General features: G+C 59.8%; 16 protein-coding genes and 2 tRNA genes. 8 read left to right on the top strand and 10 right to left on the bottom strand.

Annotation, left to right across the window (positions count from 1 at the left end; all coding sequences use genetic code 11):
• Positions 1-33 precede the first annotated feature (33 nt).
• Genes thiB through ACN0Q0_RS03925 form a run of 3 tightly spaced genes read left to right on the top strand, consistent with a single transcriptional unit; the run spans position 34 to position 3,219 of the window.
• Entirely contained in the window at positions 34-1,011 is a 978-nt protein-coding gene (thiB, locus tag ACN0Q0_RS03935; protein WP_417242065.1) for a thiamine ABC transporter substrate binding subunit, read from the top strand.
• Positions 987-2,537, top strand: coding sequence for a thiamine/thiamine pyrophosphate ABC transporter permease ThiP (locus ACN0Q0_RS03930; protein ID WP_417242064.1), 1,551 nt, complete (start codon positions 987-989; stop codon positions 2,535-2,537). Before thiB ends, ACN0Q0_RS03930 begins: the two co-directional genes overlap by 25 nt.
• Complete coding sequence (locus ACN0Q0_RS03925; RefSeq protein WP_417242063.1) at positions 2,524-3,219, top strand: ATP-binding cassette domain-containing protein; 696 nt, start codon at positions 2,524-2,526, stop codon at positions 3,217-3,219. Before ACN0Q0_RS03930 ends, ACN0Q0_RS03925 begins: the two co-directional genes overlap by 14 nt.
• Positions 3,220-3,298: 79 nt before the next feature.
• Here ACN0Q0_RS03925 and ACN0Q0_RS03920 read toward each other — a convergent pair whose 3' ends face one another.
• The 6 genes from ACN0Q0_RS03920 to dapF all read right to left on the bottom strand — a co-directional run bounded on the left by ACN0Q0_RS03920 (position 3,299) and on the right by dapF (position 8,991).
• Positions 3,299-4,117: a cytochrome c1 gene (locus tag ACN0Q0_RS03920; RefSeq protein ID WP_417242062.1), complete on the bottom strand. Its 819-nt coding sequence runs from the start codon at positions 4,115-4,117 to the stop codon at positions 3,299-3,301.
• A 16-nt stretch (positions 4,118-4,133) separates the two neighbouring features.
• A complete protein-coding gene (gene petB / locus ACN0Q0_RS03915; protein ID WP_417242061.1) occupies positions 4,134-5,459 on the bottom strand; it encodes a cytochrome b in 1,326 nt (441 codons plus the stop codon).
• An 11-nt stretch (positions 5,460-5,470) separates the two neighbouring features.
• Positions 5,471-6,034, bottom strand: a complete 564-nt coding sequence (gene petA, locus ACN0Q0_RS03910) for a ubiquinol-cytochrome c reductase iron-sulfur subunit (protein WP_417242060.1) — start codon at positions 6,032-6,034, stop codon at positions 5,471-5,473.
• 209 nt (positions 6,035-6,243) lie between these two features.
• On the bottom strand, positions 6,244-6,894 hold the full coding sequence (locus ACN0Q0_RS03905) for a glutathione S-transferase (RefSeq protein WP_417242059.1): 651 nt from the start codon (positions 6,892-6,894) through the stop codon (positions 6,244-6,246).
• 4 nt (positions 6,895-6,898) lie between these two features.
• The gene (gene mtaB / locus ACN0Q0_RS03900; RefSeq protein ID WP_417242058.1) at positions 6,899-8,158 is read right to left on the bottom strand and encodes a tRNA (N(6)-L-threonylcarbamoyladenosine(37)-C(2))-methylthiotransferase MtaB; all 1,260 of its coding nucleotides are present in this window, start codon (positions 8,156-8,158) and stop codon (positions 6,899-6,901) included.
• A complete protein-coding gene (gene dapF, locus ACN0Q0_RS03895; protein WP_417242057.1) occupies positions 8,158-8,991 on the bottom strand; it encodes a diaminopimelate epimerase in 834 nt (277 codons plus the stop codon). The genes mtaB and dapF overlap by 1 nt, the downstream gene beginning before the upstream one ends.
• A 102-nt stretch (positions 8,992-9,093) precedes the next feature.
• Between dapF and ACN0Q0_RS03890 the strand changes: the two genes are divergently transcribed.
• Positions 9,094-9,169: transfer RNA gene (locus ACN0Q0_RS03890), tRNA-Lys, on the top strand.
• 151 nt (positions 9,170-9,320) lie between these two features.
• On the opposite strand, the gene ilvD is transcribed toward ACN0Q0_RS03890, so the two are convergent.
• Complete coding sequence (gene ilvD, locus ACN0Q0_RS03885; RefSeq protein WP_417242056.1) at positions 9,321-11,162, bottom strand: dihydroxy-acid dehydratase; 1,842 nt, start codon at positions 11,160-11,162, stop codon at positions 9,321-9,323.
• Positions 11,163-11,288: 126 nt separating this feature from the next.
• Positions 11,289-12,347 carry a LacI family DNA-binding transcriptional regulator gene (locus tag ACN0Q0_RS03880; RefSeq protein WP_417242055.1) on the bottom strand — a complete coding sequence of 353 codons (1,059 nt, stop codon included), beginning with the start codon at positions 12,345-12,347 and terminating at the stop codon, positions 11,289-11,291.
• A gap of 325 nt (positions 12,348-12,672) precedes the next feature.
• Between ACN0Q0_RS03880 and ACN0Q0_RS03875 the strand changes: the two genes are divergently transcribed.
• A tRNA-Arg gene (locus ACN0Q0_RS03875) sits at positions 12,673-12,749 on the top strand.
• A gap of 32 nt (positions 12,750-12,781) precedes the next feature.
• On the opposite strand, the gene ACN0Q0_RS03870 is transcribed toward ACN0Q0_RS03875, so the two are convergent.
• Positions 12,782-13,480 (bottom strand): winged helix-turn-helix domain-containing protein, encoded by a 699-nt coding sequence (locus tag ACN0Q0_RS03870; protein ID WP_417242054.1) that lies wholly within the window; start codon positions 13,478-13,480, stop codon positions 12,782-12,784.
• Positions 13,452-13,754 carry a hypothetical protein gene (locus ACN0Q0_RS03865; protein ID WP_417242053.1) on the bottom strand — a complete coding sequence of 101 codons (303 nt, stop codon included), beginning with the start codon at positions 13,752-13,754 and terminating at the stop codon, positions 13,452-13,454. Before ACN0Q0_RS03865 ends, ACN0Q0_RS03870 begins: the two co-directional genes overlap by 29 nt.
• 172 nt (positions 13,755-13,926) lie before the next feature.
• Between ACN0Q0_RS03865 and ACN0Q0_RS03860 the strand changes: the two genes are divergently transcribed.
• From ACN0Q0_RS03860 to ACN0Q0_RS03850, 3 genes are all read left to right on the top strand, one after another.
• Positions 13,927-14,421, top strand: coding sequence for a hypothetical protein (locus ACN0Q0_RS03860; RefSeq protein WP_417242052.1), 495 nt, complete (start codon positions 13,927-13,929; stop codon positions 14,419-14,421).
• A 142-nt stretch (positions 14,422-14,563) separates the two neighbouring features.
• A complete protein-coding gene (locus ACN0Q0_RS03855; protein WP_417242051.1) occupies positions 14,564-15,190 on the top strand; it encodes a ribonuclease HII in 627 nt (208 codons plus the stop codon).
• Positions 15,191-15,316: 126 nt separating this feature from the next.
• Positions 15,317-16,417, top strand: coding sequence for a site-specific DNA-methyltransferase (locus ACN0Q0_RS03850; RefSeq protein WP_417242050.1), 1,101 nt, complete (start codon positions 15,317-15,319; stop codon positions 16,415-16,417).
• Positions 16,418-16,500 lie beyond the last annotated feature (83 nt).

Genomic DNA, 16,500 nt, shown 5'->3' with positions numbered 1-16,500 from the left:
TTTTTCTTCGCCCATTTGACTATGGAGCGAGCCATGAAATATGGACTGACTTTTGCAGCAACCTTTGCTGCTTTCGGCGCGAATGCCGATCCTTTGACCATCTATGCCCCCGATTATTTCGCCTCTGAGTGGGGTCCTGGTCCCGCGATCAAAGCGGCGTTCGAGGAAACCTGTGGTGGTTGTGAAATCGAATATGTGACGGGCGATGTCTTGCCCCGTATCTTGCTTGAGGGCGAACGCACCCCCGCAGATGTCGTGATCGGGTTGAATTCCGATGTGACCAAAAAAGCCCGCGAAACGGGTCTTTTTGCGCCTCATGGGCTGGATTTGTCACCTTTGACGCTGCCGCTTGAGTGGACGGATGACACGTTCCTGCCGTTCAACTGGGGCTATACGGCGTTTGTTTACGACAACACGAAAATCACCAACCCGCCCGCGTCCTTTGCCGAGCTTGTAAACTCGGACGAGGAGTGGACCATCGCGATTCAGGATCCGCGCACCTCGATTTCGGGGCTTGCTCTGGTGCTATGGGGCCAAGAGGTGTTCGGGGACGAGGCCGAGGCCGCGTGGGCGAAACTGGCGCCCAAAATCACCACGGTGACAAAGGGATGGTCGGAGGCCTACGGGCTGTTCACCGATGGTGAGGTCGACATGGTGTTGTCCTACACGACCTCGCCCGCTTATCACATCATCGCCGAAGAGGACGACACAAAGTCCGCCGCTTTGTTCGATGAGGGGCATTATTTCATGGTTGAACTGGCCGCGAAACTGGCCGGAACCGATCAGCCCGAGTTGGCGGATGCGTTCATGGCCTTTATTCTCGATGAGCGGTTTCAGACCCTTATTCCGACTGCGAACTGGTCCTACCCTGCGGCGCTGCCAAAGGATCAGTGGCCCGCTGCATTCTCGGAATTGAACTATCCTGAAACGGCGATTTTCCTGAACGAAGACGAGGCCGCAGCGGCCCGTGACGAGGCCATCGCCGCATGGCGCGCCGGCCTGTCTCAATAGGCACTTGGTCGGGGCTGATTGCGGCGGCGCTTGTCGCGGTTTTCAGCCTCGGCACATTGATCGCAGTGGCGTTGAGGGCGGAAGAGTTTTCCGCCCTCTCAAGCTATGATTGGGCGGCGGTGCGGTTCACTGTTGTGCAGGCCGCATTGTCGGCGGGGCTGTCGGTGGCGGTGGCCATTCCCGTGGCGCGGGCGTTGTCGCGCCGTGCGTTTGTCGGGCGTGGGGTGCTTGTGACGCTGTTGGGCGCGCCGTTCATCCTGCCCGTTATTGTCGCGATCCTTGGTCTCACGGCGGTGTTCGGCAAAAGCGGAATTGTCTCGAAACTGTTGTTTTGGGCCGGATTAGAGCCTCTTTCGATCTACGGATTTCACGGTGTGATCCTTGCGCATGTGTTTTTCAACATCCCGTTGGCCACCCGACTTTTATTGCATGGGTGGGGGGCGATTCCCGCCGAGCGGTTCCGGCTTGCGGCCTCCTTGCGCTTTACGTCCCGTGATGTGTTTCGCCATATCGAGGTGCCGATGCTGCGTGACCTTGTTCCCGGGGCGTTTGCGGTGATCTTTCTGATTTGCACCACATCCTTTGCCGTGGCGTTGACCTTTGGCGGCGGGCCGAAAGCGACCACCGTCGAGCTCGCGATTTACGAGGCCTTCCGCTACGATTTCGACCTCGGAAAGGCCTCCCTACTGGCGCTGATCCAGTTTGCCATTTGTGCCGTTGCCGCCGGTGCGTCGATGCGGTTTCGGGTGCCTCAGGTGATGGGGGGCGCGCTTGACCGGACGGTGCTGCGGTTTGATGCGGCCACGCCGGTGGCGCGTCTGTCCGACGGGATCTGGATCGTGCTTGCCGCGCTGTTCCTGCTCTCGCCTCTGGCGGCGTTGATCGTGGATGGCGCGGCGGGGCTGTTGCACCTCCCCGCCTCTGTGTGGCTATCTGCGCTGCGTTCCATTGCCACGGCGCTCGGCTCCGCGGCGCTTGCCATTGCCCTGTCTCTTGCTCTTGTCCTCGTGGCACAGCGGTGGGCGTGGATCGAAGGGGTCGGGATGCTGTCCATCGCGGCCTCGCCCTTGGTGATGGGGACGGGGCTGTTCATTATGATTTTCCCGTTCATCGACCCCGCTGCGCTTGCCCTTGTCATCACGGCGCTTGTGAATGCGGTGATGTCGCTGCCGTTCGTCATCCGCGCGATTGCGCCCGCCGTTGCGGGGAGCGAGGCGGCCTACGGGCGTCTGGCGGATGGCCTTGGCATGTCGGGATGGACGCGGTTGCGGTTGGTGACCCTGCCGCGCATTCGTGCGCCACTCGGGTTCGCGGCGGGTCTGTCGGCGGCGCTGTCAATGGGTGACCTTGGCGTTATCACCCTGTTTGCCCGTCCCGAACAGGCGACCCTGCCGCTCCAGATTTACCGCCTCATGGGGTCCTATCGCATGGATCAGGCAATGGGGGCGGCGCTGTTGTTGCTCGCGCTGAGCCTTGGCCTGTTTTACATTTTTGACCGGGGAGGGCGCGGCCGTGCTCACACTTGACGACCTCAACATCACACAGGGCGATTTCCGCCTGAGCGCCGGTTTTGCCGTCCCGATGGGGACGACCACGGCCATTCTCGGCCCGTCAGGGGCGGGAAAGTCCACGTTGCTGTCGGTGATTGGCGGATTCTTTGCGCCCACGTCGGGCCGCGTGACGTGGGAGGGGCGTGACCTGACCGCGATGCCGCCCGCGAAACGGCCGATGGCGCATCTGTTCCAAGACAACAACCTGTTTCCGCATATGACGGCGGCGCAAAATGTCGGGTTGGGGATCAAGCCAACGCTGCGCCTGTCGCCCGCGGACAAGAGGGCTGTGCAGGAGGCTCTGGCGGCCACGGGTCTGGGGGATATGGGCAACCGCCGTCCGGCGCAGCTTTCGGGCGGGCAGCAATCGCGCGTGGCGCTCGCGCGGGTGTTGGTGCAACGTCAGCCGCTTGTGCTGCTCGATGAGCCGTTCTCGGCACTCGGACCGGCCATGCGCAAGGATATGACGGCTCTGGCGCGGGATGTGGGCGCGCGGATCGGCGCGACCATGTTGATGGTGTCGCACGATTTGGGCGATGCACAGGCCTTTGCCGATCAGGTGATCTGGGTCGAGGGTGGCGAGGCCCATCCGCCGCGCACATGGACGCAAATCGCGGCCCACCCGCCGCAAGGGTATCGTGACTACATCGGTCACTAACCTGCGTTTGATGCACCCCATTAAAAAAGCGCCCCGAAATCCGGAGCGCTTTTCATGTCATGTCATATCTGTCTGAACGTTACAGATCGACTTTTTTGCCTTTGTGCGGTGCCCAAAGCTTTTTGTTCGTCAGATACAAAAGCGAGGTCAGCAAGGTGAGGAAGACAACCGCGAGGAAGCCGGTGTGCTTGCGGGCTTCCAGTTTCGGTTCGGCGGCCCACATCAGGAAGGCAGCGACGTCTTCGGCTTCGTGGTGCAACTCGGTGGAGTGACCGTCCGCGTATTCGACATCATCACCGTAAAGTGGTGGCGCCATGGCAATCCATCCGCCCGGGAACGCGGTGTTCTCGTAGTAGATGGTGCCTGCTTCTTCTTTTTCTTCACCGGTGTAACCGGCGAGGATTCCGACGATGTATTCGGGACCACCCGTGCCACGCAGGAGCTGATTGATCCCGGAGCCGTAGGGGCCGTGGAATGCGGCACGTGCCTTGGCCAACAGGGACAGGTCAGGTGCGTTTTGCGAGTTGTTGGCGGGGAACTTGTCGTTCGCCGTCAGCGCGCGTGCGGCACCTTCGTCGTAGTCGAACAAATGCATGTTGGAGGCTTCGTCGTTCACGGGGAACTCGGCCGCATAGGCGCGAACCTGATCCTCGGGAAGCATCGGGCCGCCTTTGTCCGCAAGGGTGCGGATCGCAACGTATTGCATCCCATGACAGCTGGAGCAGACTTCAGTGTAGATCTGAAGACCGCGCTGGAGCTGCATCTGGTCGTAGGTGCCGAACGGGCCTTCAAAGGAGAAGTCCACGTCATGGATGTGTGCCGCATCGCCCGCAGCCATGGCCGCGGATGCGGTCAGGCCCAGAGCGGTGAGGGCGGAGAGGGTAAGTTTCTTCATCATTTCCCTAGTTCCTTTCTCACTCGGACGTGTTTTTGGCTGCGGCCGGATAGTGGGCCAGGAAGTCTTCTTCGATCGTTTCGGGAAGCGGAAGCGGCTTCTCGATGACGCCCAGGAGCGGCATGAGGACGAGGAAGTAGCCAAACCAATACGTCGCACCGATCAGTGAGATATACGGATAGATACCGTCGGTTGGCATCGCACCAACCCACATCAGCACCACGAAGTCGATGGACAGGAGCCAGAACCACCATTTGAACATCGGGCGGTATTTGCCGGAGCGGACCGTCGATGTGTCGAGCCAGGGCACCAGAGCCATGACGATGATCGCGCCGAACATGGCGAGGACGCCAAAGAACTTTGCGTCAACGATGCCACCGGTGAGGAACGATACGGCCTGAACGATCCAGACGTCAGCGGTGAAGGCACGCAGGATCGCGTAGAATGGCAAGAAGTACCATTCTGGCACAATGTGCGCAGGTGTCGAAAGAGCGTTGGCTTCGAGGTAGTTGTCGGGGTGGCCGAGGTAGTTCGGCATAAAGCCCACGACAGCAAAGAACACGACCAACACAACACCGAGAGCAAAGAGGTCTTTGATCACGAAGTAGGGCCAGAACGGCAGTGTGTCTTTCTCGGCTTCGGCTTTGGAGGTCTTGCGCACATCAACACCGGTGGGGTTGTTGTTGCCCGTGGTGTGGAAGGCCCAGATGTGAACGATCACAAGAGCGGCAATCACGAAGGGCAGCAGGTAGTGCAGCGAGAAGAAGCGGTTGAGCGTGGCGTTGTCCACAGCAGGCCCGCCGAGCAACCATGCCTGAATTGGCTCGCCCACGAGTGGGATCGCGCCGAACAGGCCGGTGATCACGGTTGCGCCCCAGAAGGACATCTGACCCCAAGGCAGCACGTAGCCCATGAAGCCCGTTGCCATCATCATCAGGTAGATGATCATGCCGACGATCCATGTGATTTCGCGTGGCGCTTTGTAGGAGCCGTAGTAGAGGCCGCGGAAGATGTGCAGATACACCGCAAAGAAGAACAGCGATGCGCCGTTCGCGTGCAGGTAACGCAGCATATAGCCACCGTTCACGTCGCGCATGATGTGCTCGACAGAGGCGAATGCCATGTCGACGTGGGGGGTGTAGTGCATCACCAGAACAATACCGGTGACAATCTGGAGGCCGAGGCAGAAGGCAAGAACAATGCCCCAGATCCACATCCAGTTGAGGTTTTTCGGCGTCGGGATCATCAGCGTGTCATAGACAAGGCCAACGATCGGCAGACGGGTGTGAACCCATTTTTCGATACCGGACTTAGGTTCGTAGTGGTCGTGTGGAATACCAGACATCAGTTTCTCCCTCAGCCCAGAATGATTTCAGCGTCGCCGTCAAAGGCCGCCATCGGAACCGGAAGGTTCTCGGGCGCCGGACCTTTGCGGATGCGGCCGGATGTGTCGTAGTGCGAACCGTGGCATGGGCAGAACCAGCCGCCAAAGTCACCGGCACCATCGCCGAGCGGCACACAACCGAGGTGGGTACAAACCCCCATCATCACCAACCATTCGCCGTTTTCGTCCATCGAACGGTTTTCGTCGGATGCATCAAGCGTTGCATCACGGTTGTCGTTGCGTGCGCTTTTGTCGGGCAGGTCGGTCATCGGCACAGCGCGGGCTGCGTCGATCTCGTCTTGCGTGCGACGACGGATGAACACGGGCTTGCCGCGCCATTTGACCGTCAACTGTGTGCCAACCGGCACATCAGCGATGTTTACGCGGATGGAGGCCAGAGCCTTAACATCTGCGGATGCGTTCATTTGATTGACCAAAGGCCAGACCGCGGCGCCGGCTGCTACTGCACCTGCGCCACCAGTGGCGTAGTACAGGAAATCGCGGCGGGTGCCTTCGTGTTCGTCTACGTGGGACACGAGCAAATCTCCATTGTCTCAAGCCGGAACCAACCGGCCAATGCTTTCGGGACCACAGTTTCCCCGTGGTCCTTCGGAGGCGCTTTTAGCGGGGCAATGCGTCCACGTCTAGCATACAATAGGACGCAGGGGCCGTTGAGAGGGTCCAGAGTGACATTCAAACCCGCCCGATGCGGGATTTTTGTCGAAATGTGAGCGCAACCATTGCCTTAAGGCCGCGGTGTGACCCGCTCGGGGAAACGTACCGGATCTGAGTCGCCCACCCATTTGGGATATTTCGCCATGATCGCCGCAAACCGGTCTGATGCGAGGAACCGCGTGAGCCATCCGTGAACGCCGGCCCAGTCCTGTGCGTCGAACCAAATGCGGTCCGTGTTGGCGAATTGGCGTACAAATGTGAGTGTAGCCATGTCGGCCAGAGTGGGTGCCGCCCCGAACAGCCACGGTGTGTCGCGCAACTGTGCATCAACGCGCCACAGTATCGCCGCCGCCGTATCGCGCTCGTGTGTGGCGTCGACATCGGCGTATCGTGTGGCATATTTGTAGCGGTCGAGCGCGGATTTGAATGGGCCGTCAATGGTGGCGATCCAGTCCTCCCCCTGAGGCGGCATGTCGCACCACCCCTCGGGATCTGCCTGCGCAAGCGCCCAGTCCATAATGTCGCGGCTCTCGTCAATCACGGTCCCGTCGTCGATCAGGACGGGCACCGTTGCTTTGGGGGAGGCCGCGATCAATTGCGCGGGCTTGTCGCGCAGCACCACTTCGCGCAGCTCGACCTCGATCCCTGCGGACACAATCGCAAGGCGGGCGCGCATCGCATAGGGGCAGCGGCGGAACGAATAGAGGATGGGACGGCCCACCGCGTCACACTGCGAGTTGCGAGCCGTTCAGCCCGATGATGGTGGCACGGACAATCGCGCCCTCTGTCTGTGGCACCGCAAAGCCGACTTCGGTGAACTGCTCGGTGCGGCCCATATGCGGATTTTCCATCAGGATGGAATGCGTCCGCCCGACCTGCGCCTCAAGGTGCTTGCGGACCTGCGCATCTCCCGCCCCGCGCAACCGCGCCGCACGATCCTTGATCGCCTTGCCGTCTACGGCGGGCATTCTGGCGGCGGGGGTGCCTTCGCGGGCAGAATACGGGAAGACGTGCAGCCACGTCAGGTCGCACTCCTCAACCAGTTTCAGCGAGTTTGCGAACATCTCTTCGGTCTCGGTCGGGAAACCCGCGATGATGTCGGCGCCAAAGGTCATATCGGGGCGCAGTTTCCTGGCGTCTTCACAGAACCGGATCGCATCATCGCGCAAATGGCGTCGCTTCATCCGTTTGAGAATCATGTCGTCCCCCGCCTGAAGCGACAGGTGAAGGTGCGGCATGAGACGGTTCTGGGTGGCAATTGCCTCCATCAGGGCGTCATCGGCCTCAATCGAATCAATCGAGGAAATCCGCAGCCGCGCCAGATCGGGAACCAGTTTGAGAATGCGCATGACCAAATCACCCAAACGCGGCGCGGCGGGCAGGTCCGCCCCCCATGAGGTCAGATCAACACCCGTCAGGACAACTTCGTTAAAGCCCTTCTCCACGAGCCGCTTGATCTGATCGACCACAACGCCCGCAGGCACAGAGCGCGAATTGCCGCGCCCGTAGGGGATAATGCAAAAGGTACAGCGGTGGTCGCAGCCGTTTTGCACCTGTACATAGGCGCGGCTGCGCGTGCCGAATCCGTCGATCAGGTGGCCCGCCGTTTCGGTGACGCTCATAATATCGTCGACCTGGACGCGTTCGGTCCGGCCGATGAAATCCGGCCCCATCGCGGACCATGTTTCCGGCTGCATCTTTTCGGTGTTGCCGATAACGATATCGACCTCGTCCATCGCACTAAAGGTCCCGGGTTCGGTTTGCGCGGCACAGCCCGTGACGATGATTTTGGCATCGGGGTTGTCGCGGCGCAGTTTGCGGATCTCTTGGCGCGCTTTGCGCACGGCCTCTGCCGTCACGGCGCAGGTGTTGACCACCACGGCGTTTTTGACGCCCGCTTTCGCCGCGAGATCTTTCATCGCTTCGGTTTCATAGGCGTTGAGGCGACAGCCGAGGGTCGCAAAGACGGGCGGTTTTTCGGACATTACAGACGCTCCAGAAAGGATGCGTCGAACTCGCCCTTGAACACAAGCTGCACAGGGCCGGTCATCCATACGCCATCGTCGCGCCAGTCGAGGCTCATCCACCCGCCATCGACCTCCATGCGCACACAGCGATCCGTCAGGCCGCGCTGGGCGGCGGCCACAACGGTGGCGCAGGCCCCCGACCCACAGGCCAGAGTGATTCCCGCCCCGCGCTCCCACACGCGCATTCTGATCTCGTCGCGGCTGCGCACCTGGGCGAACTCTACATTGGTGCGTTGGGGGAACAGCGGATCATGTTCGATGGTCGCGCCACGCACGGCCACGTCCACACCCGCGATGTCGTCAACAAAAAACACCGCGTGCGGATTGCCCATGCCGACCGCCACGGGGTCGCCCGCGAGGGGCAGGTGGTCGGTGTCCACGGCGTGGCTCAGCGGCACCTCGTGCCAGTCGCGTTGCGGATGGCCCATGTTCACCGACACCTCGTCACCTGCGCGCACCGCGCCCAGAATGCCGCGCTCTGTGCGGATGCTGACGCTATCCGCGCCGCTCTCGGTCATCATCAGCCATGCAACACAGCGGGTGGCATTGCCACAGGCCCCTGCGCGGCTGCCGTCACTGTTCCAGAAATCAAGCGTGATGTCGGTGTCCTCGCCGTCACGGATTTCGGCAAGCTGGTCAAACCCCACGCCGCGATTGCGATCTCCGACCGCCTTGGCCAAGGCGGGGGTCACGCGTGCGTCCATCCCCCGGGAATCAAGGATCACGAAGTCATTGCCGAGCCCGTGCATCTTTACGAAGGGGAGGTTCGAGGGGGAGAATACCTGTTTCATATCGCGGCATATAAACCTTGATGGAACCTTTTCCAAGAAAATCTCTGTTTAGTCCTTGACCCTCACGCGCTGCGCTCTTAATACCCGCAACACGATGAAAGTGGGCCGTTAGCTCAGCTGGTAGAGCAACTGACTTTTAATCAGTAGGTCGATGGTTCGAACCCATCACGGCTCACCACTTCGTCCCTAAGAACCCGCGCTTTCGAGCGCGGGTTTTTTGATTCTGGGGGTTTTGCCTGCGAATCGACCCCAATCCCCGTAAAACCCCCCGTAAAAACGCAAAACGCCGCCCCGAAGGACGGCGTGATGATCGTTCCGGTTGGCCGGATTTATGCGTCGTCAGGCAGAATCCGAACCGCGCCCTTGTCGGCGGCAGAGGCCAAAAGCGCATAGGCCTTGAGCGCGGTGGACACATGACGCGGGCGCGGGTCCTTGGGTTTCCACGGCAGTGGGCCCATTTCCTCGCGGCGGCGTGCCAATTCATTTGCCTCGACCTTCAGATTGATTGTGCGGTTGGGGATGTCGATTTCGATTACGTCCCCCGTTTCAACCAGTCCGATCGTACCGCCCTCCGCCGCCTCGGGAGAGACGTGGCCGATGGACAGGCCCGATGTGCCGCCCGAAAACCGGCCATCCGTGAGCAAGGCGCATTTTTTGCCGAGGCCTTTGGATTTGAGGTAGGAGGTGGGGTAGAGCATCTCTTGCATCCCCGGACCGCCCTGTGGCCCCTCATAGCGGATCACAACGATATCGCCCGGCTCGACCTTGCGGCTGAGAATCGCGCTCACCGAATCATCCTGACTTTCGAACACCCGCGCTTTGCCGGTAAATTTCAGAATGCTGTCGTCCACGCCCGCCGTTTTCACGATACAACCGCGCTCGGCGATGTTGCCGAACAGAACGGCCAGACCGCCATCCTTGGAAAACGCGTGCTCAACCGAACGGATCACACCGTTCTCACGGTCGGTGTCGAGTTCCTTGTAGCGATTCTCGGTGGAGAAGGCCTGTGTTGTGCGCACCCCGCCCGGGGCGGCCTTGAACAGGTGTTCGGCCTCGGGGTTGTTGGCGACCGTGATGTCCCATTTGGCAATCGCGGCGGCCATCGTGTCGGCGTGAACCGTGCGCACGTCGCCGTGGATCAACCCGCCACGGTACATCGACCCGAGGATGGCGAAAATGCCGCCCGCGCGGTGGATGTCCTCCATGTGAACGTTCGCCACCGAGGGCGCGACCTTGCACAGCACCGGAACCTTGCGGCTCAGGCGGTCAATGTCATCCATCGTAAAGTTGACCTTGCCCTCATAAGCGATGGCCAAGAGGTGCAACACGGTGTTGGTCGAACCACCCATCGCAATGTCGAGCGACATGGCGTTTTCAAAGGCTTCGAACGTGGCGATTTCGCGGGGCAGGTAGCCGGGAAGCTCTTCTTCGTAGTGTTTCTTGGTGATCTCGACGATCTTGCGACCGGCTTCCAGAAAGAGGTTTTTGCGATCCGCATGGGTGGCCAAGGTCGATCCGTTGCCCGGAAGGGCAAGACCGAGCGCCTCGGCCAGACAGTTCATCGAGTTGGCGGTGAACATACCCGAGCATGACCCACAGGTCGGACAGGCGGCTTTCTCGATCTCCTCCACCTGCGCGTCGGTGTAGCTTTCGTCGGCGGCCGAGACCATCGCATCCACGAGGTCGAGCTTTTGCACGATGTCGCCATCTTGCACCTTGCCCGCTTCCATCGGGCCACCGGAGACGAAAATCACGGGGATGTTGAGGCGCATTGCGGCCATCATCATCCCGGGGGTGATTTTATCGCAGTTGGAAATACACACCATCGCATCGGCACAGTGGGCGTTGACCATGTATTCGACGCTATCGGCAATGATTTCGCGTGAGGGCAGGGAATAGAGCATCCCGTCGTGGCCCATCGCAATGCCGTCATCCACCGCAATGGTGTTGAACTCTTTGGCCACGCCGCCTGCGCCCTCGATCTCGCGGGCCACCATTTGACCGAGGTCTTTGAGGTGGACGTGACCGGGAACGAATTGGGTGAACGAGTTGACGACCGCGATGATCGGCTTGCCGAAATCGTCGTCCGTCATGCCTGTGGCGCGCCAAAGGCCACGCGCACCGGCCATGTTACGTCCGTGGGTAGAGCGGCGGGATTTGTAATGGGGCATCTGCAGTTTCCGTTGTCAAAATGTGTTGTGGTCACGCATAAGCACGCGCGTTTGTCGCCCGTTTACGCGGTTTTCACGTTTGTTTCCAGTCAATCAGTGGTGAGATTGCGTTCAGGGGGGCTTGCCTTAAAGCGGCTTTTTCTTACGACGGAGCGTGTCGCCAAAATAAAGCTGCGGCTCAAGGATGATTTCCTCACCGGTGGGCGCCTTGTCATCGGCGGCACGTGCGGCGATGATTTTCGCGGCGGCACGGCCGATTTCAACACGGCACGCATCCATTGTGGCAAGCTTTTTTGGCAGACCTTCGATGAACTCGATCTTGTTGAACCCCGCCAACCCGATGTCCCCCGGAACGTCGATACCGTTGTCGAGACAGTACAGCAACCCGCCAGAGGCGATCATGTCGTTGGAGTAATACAGGAAATCAAGCGGCTCATCGGCGTTGCGTTCCAGAATGGTCTGGGTCATCTCGCGCCCTTTGACCAAAGCGGAGCCGCCCGAATAGAATTCCTGATCGGCGATCTCCAGACCGGCCTTGGCAAGGGTCTCGGTAAAGCCCTCGAAGCGTTTGCGCGCACGGTGGTCGAGCGGCATTTTCGTGCCGAGGAACCCGATCCGCTTATACCCCGCCTCGATGATGGCCTGTGCCATCTGGCGACCCGCACGGCGGTGCGAAATGCCGACCTTTGCGTCAATGGCATCGCCGTCCGTGTCCATGATCTCGACCACGGGAATCCCCGCTGCGGCCAACATCGCCTTGGAGGCATCGGTATGTTCAAGCCCCGCAATGATCACACCCGAGGGGCGCCATGACAGCATCTGGTAGAGCACTTTTTCTTCGCGTTCGGGTTTGTAATGGGTGACGCCGACCACGGGTTGGAGTTCCGTGTTGTCGAGGATGTCGGAAATGCCCGTCATCACCTCGGGAAACACCATGTTGGACAGGGACGGGATAATCACCGCCACGAGGTTCACACGGCTCGACGCCAAAGCCCCGGCGATTTTGTTGGGGACGTAGCCAAGCTCGCGGGCCGCCTCCAGCACTTTGTTGCGGGTGGCTTCCGACACATCGCCGCGATTTCTAAGCACGCGGCTGACCGTCATCTCGGAGACGCCCGAGGCCTCGGAGACATCGCGAAGTGTAAGCGGACGCTTCGGTGGTGTGAAATCCTGATCCTGCGACATGGCCATTGGCTCCATTTTATATATCCCTCACAGAATACATTATAAAACCACCTTGTCCACGCTGCGCAACCTGTGTATGTTATCGCTAACACGTTGCCCGATACCCTTTGCGCGCACAGTTATATCCGGATCGTCCTGCAAGCTCTCTAACTCTCAGTGCGGTTCCGGATTTAAAAAGGGGGAGTGGTGGGCCAATTTCACTCCCCCTTTTTTCCTATCCGGTCCCGGAATCGCCACTCAAAACACACCCCGCACCGCGCTGCGCCGGATTTGGACGGCTTTCCCCTTGCCCCCAAACACTCCCCCCCGCTAAACACCGCGCAGTGGTCCCGTGGCTCAACTGGATAGAGCAGCCCCCTCCTAAGGGGCAGGTTACTGGTTCGAATCCAGTCGGGGTCACCATTTTCAATGTGCGTGGTTCGGGTGTTCGGGGGTCAGACCATCTGGATGGCGTCTTTGGACACCGATAACAGGTAGCCTTTGCGGGCGATGTTTTTCACCAACATCTCGCTGACCATTTGATTCCCCAACGTGTCGCGCAGGCGTTTGATGCGTGTGGCGCCGGCGGCCTCGTCGCAATCCGCGACCGGGCGCCCTGAAATCATCGCTTCTATTTCTGCGCCCGATAACATGTCGCCATCAAGGCGCGCTTCGGCCAGTATCGACATGGTTTCCATCGCGGCGGGTGTCAGTTGGAATGCCATGTCGTTGAGGTAAACGGCGTTTTCGGCGCGGGAGATTTGCAGGCTCGATACCTGCATTCCGGCGCGCTCAATCTCGCTCATGCGGCGGTTCATGGCGAGGATCGTCACCACAAACACCAAGGCGGCGACCAATAGAGCGGTGGCGAAAATCAGCAGGACGAAAATCACCATGCGGTAACTGGTCAGCGTGTCCGAGAATGCCGTGCCCGACTGGGCGAGGATTTCGAGCAGTTTGATTTCGGCCCCTGTGGTCAGGTCGTTCTCGACGAAAATCCGTTCCACCCGCGCGTTGAACGCATTGGCGTCCGGCAGGGTGGCGAACAAAAACGCGGCGGTGGCAAGCAATATGAGGACAATTGCCCCAACGCCGACCGCCACAACCCGCGCCGAACGCGCACTATCAGTATTTGAGGAAAAACGCGCCAACACTGTCTTTCAGAGCCTCCAGTTCGGTCTCGTCGATCATTGCGGCAATCGTCAGAAGAATCCACCCGTCATGCGCAAGGCGCGGGGCGAGTGCTGCGGCTGCGGCGTCTTTTGAACAGGCCGCGTCAGGCACCGCCGCCACACCAAAGTGCAGCTTGAGCGGATCTTCCCGCTTGGCCTTATACGAGACGTAGCACTCCGCCTGCGCGAGGGCGGGCATGAGCGCGATGAGGCCGGTGGCCAACCCGATGCGGGCGATATGTGTGATGCGTGTCATGGCGGTATCCTTGGGCAAAGGGCGCGTGATATTCAATAACAAAGCCCGCTTTGGCGGCTGCTATCCGATATCATGCGGCTGATATTGTGCGATTTTGCCGCTCTGGCCCAATGTTGTTTCATCACCGACGCCTCTGTTTGCCTGTCGGTCACGTCACACAAAGGATCACCAGATGAGACATACAAAATTCACCGCAGGCCTCATGGCCCTTTCGATTTCTGTTGCGGCTTATGCCGCCCCCGCACGCGCAGGGGACGAGGATGTCGCCCGTGTCGTCGGAGGCCTGTTGACGCTGTTCGTGGTCGGAAAGCTCATTGATGACGCGGGCAAGTCGAAAGCAACGGTGACCACCGCGCGCCCGCCGGCCCAATCGCACCACGATAGAAACGGGCGCCGCCGCCACGATGTACCGCGCCACGAGACAAAACCGACACCCTCGGCGCATTTTGCAATCCCCGCGCAATGCATTGTGACGGTGGATCGGCGTCATGGGCCGGATACCTCCATCGCGATGGAACGGTGTCTGGATCAAACCCGCCGCTCCAATGCGCCCTTGCCACGCCGCTGTGAGACGGATGTGCATACCCGCAAAGGCACGGTCGGTGGCTATGACATGAGCTGTCTGAACCGGTTCGGTTACGAGGCGGTCGCCGCCCGCCGCCGCTAATCCGGAACCCATCCACATAGAATACGCGACAATCATGTCCCCATGGGTCGCGTTACGCGGGCGGGAGGTTACATGTGGACCTCCCGTCCCTTTTTCATATCCGTTTCTTGCCATTCGCCCCGCGATGGGGTTTCACGGGCCTATGGTAAAAACAGCGCCCGATTATTCATTCGAAACCGCCGCGACCACCCGTGGCTATGGCCGTATTGTCGGTGTGGACGAGGTGGGCCGTGGTCCGCTTGCCGGACCTGTTACCGCCTGTGCGGTTTGGCTCGACCCCGCCCGTATCCCCGCGGGGTTGAATGATTCCAAAGCCCTGACCGAAAAACGCCGTCTTGTGCTCTACGATCAGATTATGGCGGTGGCGGATGTGTCGATTGCCTCGTGTTCGGTCGAGGAAATCGACGAGATCAATATCCTGCAAGCGTCATTGCGGGCGATGGAGCGTGCGGTTGCGGGCCTGTCGGTGGCCGCTGATTATGTTCTGGTCGACGGCAACAAAATCCCCGCCGCATTCGGCCTAAATGCCGAAGCCGTCGTCAAAGGCGACGCGCGATCCGTGTCGATTGCGGCGGCCTCGATTGTGGCCAAAACATGGCGCGACCGGCGGATGGTGGATTTGGCGCAACAGTACCCCGGCTACGGGTGGGAAAAGAACGCGGGCTATGGGACAAAATTGCATCTCGACGGCCTCCGAAATCTTGGGGTGACCCCTCACCATAGACGTTCGTTCAAACCGGTACACAACATCTTGTATCAAGATAAATAACTAAGTGACTGATTCAAAAAAGAAATTGACCGCGAATCATCTTTGACTCATCTTAAGCCTCATAAAATGACGCCGAAAACGGTGCGGTAACGATGCTCCAATAAGGGGCGCGACAAGAGGCAGAGTATGACGACGAAAACACGTGAGGCAGCCACAGAGCTGCCGCTAAACCAGATCCTTGGTGGCGATTGCATCGAGATCATGAACAGCCTTCCCGAAGGCTCGGTTGACCTGATCTTTGCGGATCCGCCCTATAACCTTCAACTGCGCGGCGATCTTCACCGCCCCGACAATTCCAAAGTCGACGCGGTTGATGATGCTTGGGATCAATTCGACAGCTTTAAGGTCTATGACAATTTCACGCGCGACTGGCTTGCCGCGGCGCGTCGGATTCTCAAACCGAATGGTGCGATCTGGGCGATCGGGTCGTATCACAACGTCTATCGCATGGGCGCCGAGCTTCAGAACCAAGGCTTCTGGATTCTCAACGATGTGGTGTGGCGCAAATCCAACCCGATGCCGAACTTTCGTGGCAAACGGTTCACCAATGCTCATGAGACAATCATCTGGGCGTCCAAAAACGAAGCCGCGAAATACACCTTCAACTACGAGGCGCTCAAGGCGCTGAACGAAGGCATCCAGATGCGGTCGGATTGGGTCTTGCCGATTTGTAACGGGGGCGAACGTCTCAAAAACGAAGACGGCGAAAAAGCACATCCGACGCAAAAACCCGAAAGCCTGCTGCACCGTATTCTGGTTGGCACGACCAACCCCGGTGATGTGGTGCTTGACCCGTTCTTTGGCACGGGGACAACGGGCGCTGTCGCCAAAATGCTTGGCCGTGAATTCATCGGTATCGAGCGCGAAGAGAAATACCGCAAGGTCGCGCAAAAGCGCATTGATGCCGTGCGCAAGTTCGACAAGGACGCGCTGCGTGTGTCCACCTCGAAACGCGCCGAGCCACGCGTGCCGTTCGGCCAGTTGGTCGAGCGCGGCATGCTGCGCCCGGGCGAGGAATTGTACTCTCTCAACGGTCGTAAAAAGGCAAAGGTCCGTGCCGATGGCACCCTTGTGGCCAATGATGTCAAAGGGTCGATCCATCAGGTCGGCGCACATCTGGAGGGGGCGCCCTCGTGCAACGGGTGGACCTACTGGACGTTCAAACGCGATGGGCAACAGGTGCCGATTGACGTGCTGCGCCAACAGATCCGTGCGGAGATGAACTAGCCCCGCCTCCGCCCCGTCATAGCCGTGGCGCCCGCCCGTTTGCCCGACAAAAGTCCGACACAGGTCCGACAAAAGTCCGACAG

The organism is Celeribacter sp., assembly GCF_048259695.1.
In the GTDB taxonomy this organism is placed as follows: Bacteria; Pseudomonadota; Alphaproteobacteria; order Rhodobacterales; family Rhodobacteraceae; genus Celeribacter.
The sequence above is the reverse complement of the archived record's forward strand: the minus strand, read 5'-3'. Positions and strand labels throughout refer to the sequence as shown.

Excerpts from the sequence above, each read along its gene's own strand:
- ACN0Q0_RS03865 (WP_417242053.1), bottom strand. The coding sequence starts at position 13,754 with ATGACACGCATCACACATATCGCCCGCATCGGGTTGGCCACCGGCCTC.
- ACN0Q0_RS03850 (WP_417242050.1), top strand. The coding sequence starts at position 15,317 with ATGACGACGAAAACACGTGAGGCAGCCACAGAGCTGCCGCTAAACCAG.
- ilvD (WP_417242056.1), bottom strand. The coding sequence starts at position 11,162 with ATGCCCCATTACAAATCCCGCCGCTCTACCCACGGACGTAACATGGCC.
- ACN0Q0_RS03855 (WP_417242051.1), top strand. The coding sequence starts at position 14,564 with ATGGTAAAAACAGCGCCCGATTATTCATTCGAAACCGCCGCGACCACC.
- mtaB (WP_417242058.1), bottom strand. The coding sequence starts at position 8,158 with ATGTCCGAAAAACCGCCCGTCTTTGCGACCCTCGGCTGTCGCCTCAAC.
- ACN0Q0_RS03860 (WP_417242052.1), top strand. The coding sequence starts at position 13,927 with ATGAGACATACAAAATTCACCGCAGGCCTCATGGCCCTTTCGATTTCT.
- dapF (WP_417242057.1), bottom strand. The coding sequence starts at position 8,991 with ATGAAACAGGTATTCTCCCCCTCGAACCTCCCCTTCGTAAAGATGCAC.
- ACN0Q0_RS03930 (WP_417242064.1), top strand. The coding sequence starts at position 987 with ATGGCGCGCCGGCCTGTCTCAATAGGCACTTGGTCGGGGCTGATTGCG.
- petB (WP_417242061.1), bottom strand. The coding sequence starts at position 5,459 with ATGTCTGGTATTCCACACGACCACTACGAACCTAAGTCCGGTATCGAA.
- ACN0Q0_RS03880 (WP_417242055.1), bottom strand. The coding sequence starts at position 12,347 with ATGTCGCAGGATCAGGATTTCACACCACCGAAGCGTCCGCTTACACTT.
- ACN0Q0_RS03920 (WP_417242062.1), bottom strand. The coding sequence starts at position 4,117 with ATGATGAAGAAACTTACCCTCTCCGCCCTCACCGCTCTGGGCCTGACC.
- thiB (WP_417242065.1), top strand. The coding sequence starts at position 34 with ATGAAATATGGACTGACTTTTGCAGCAACCTTTGCTGCTTTCGGCGCG.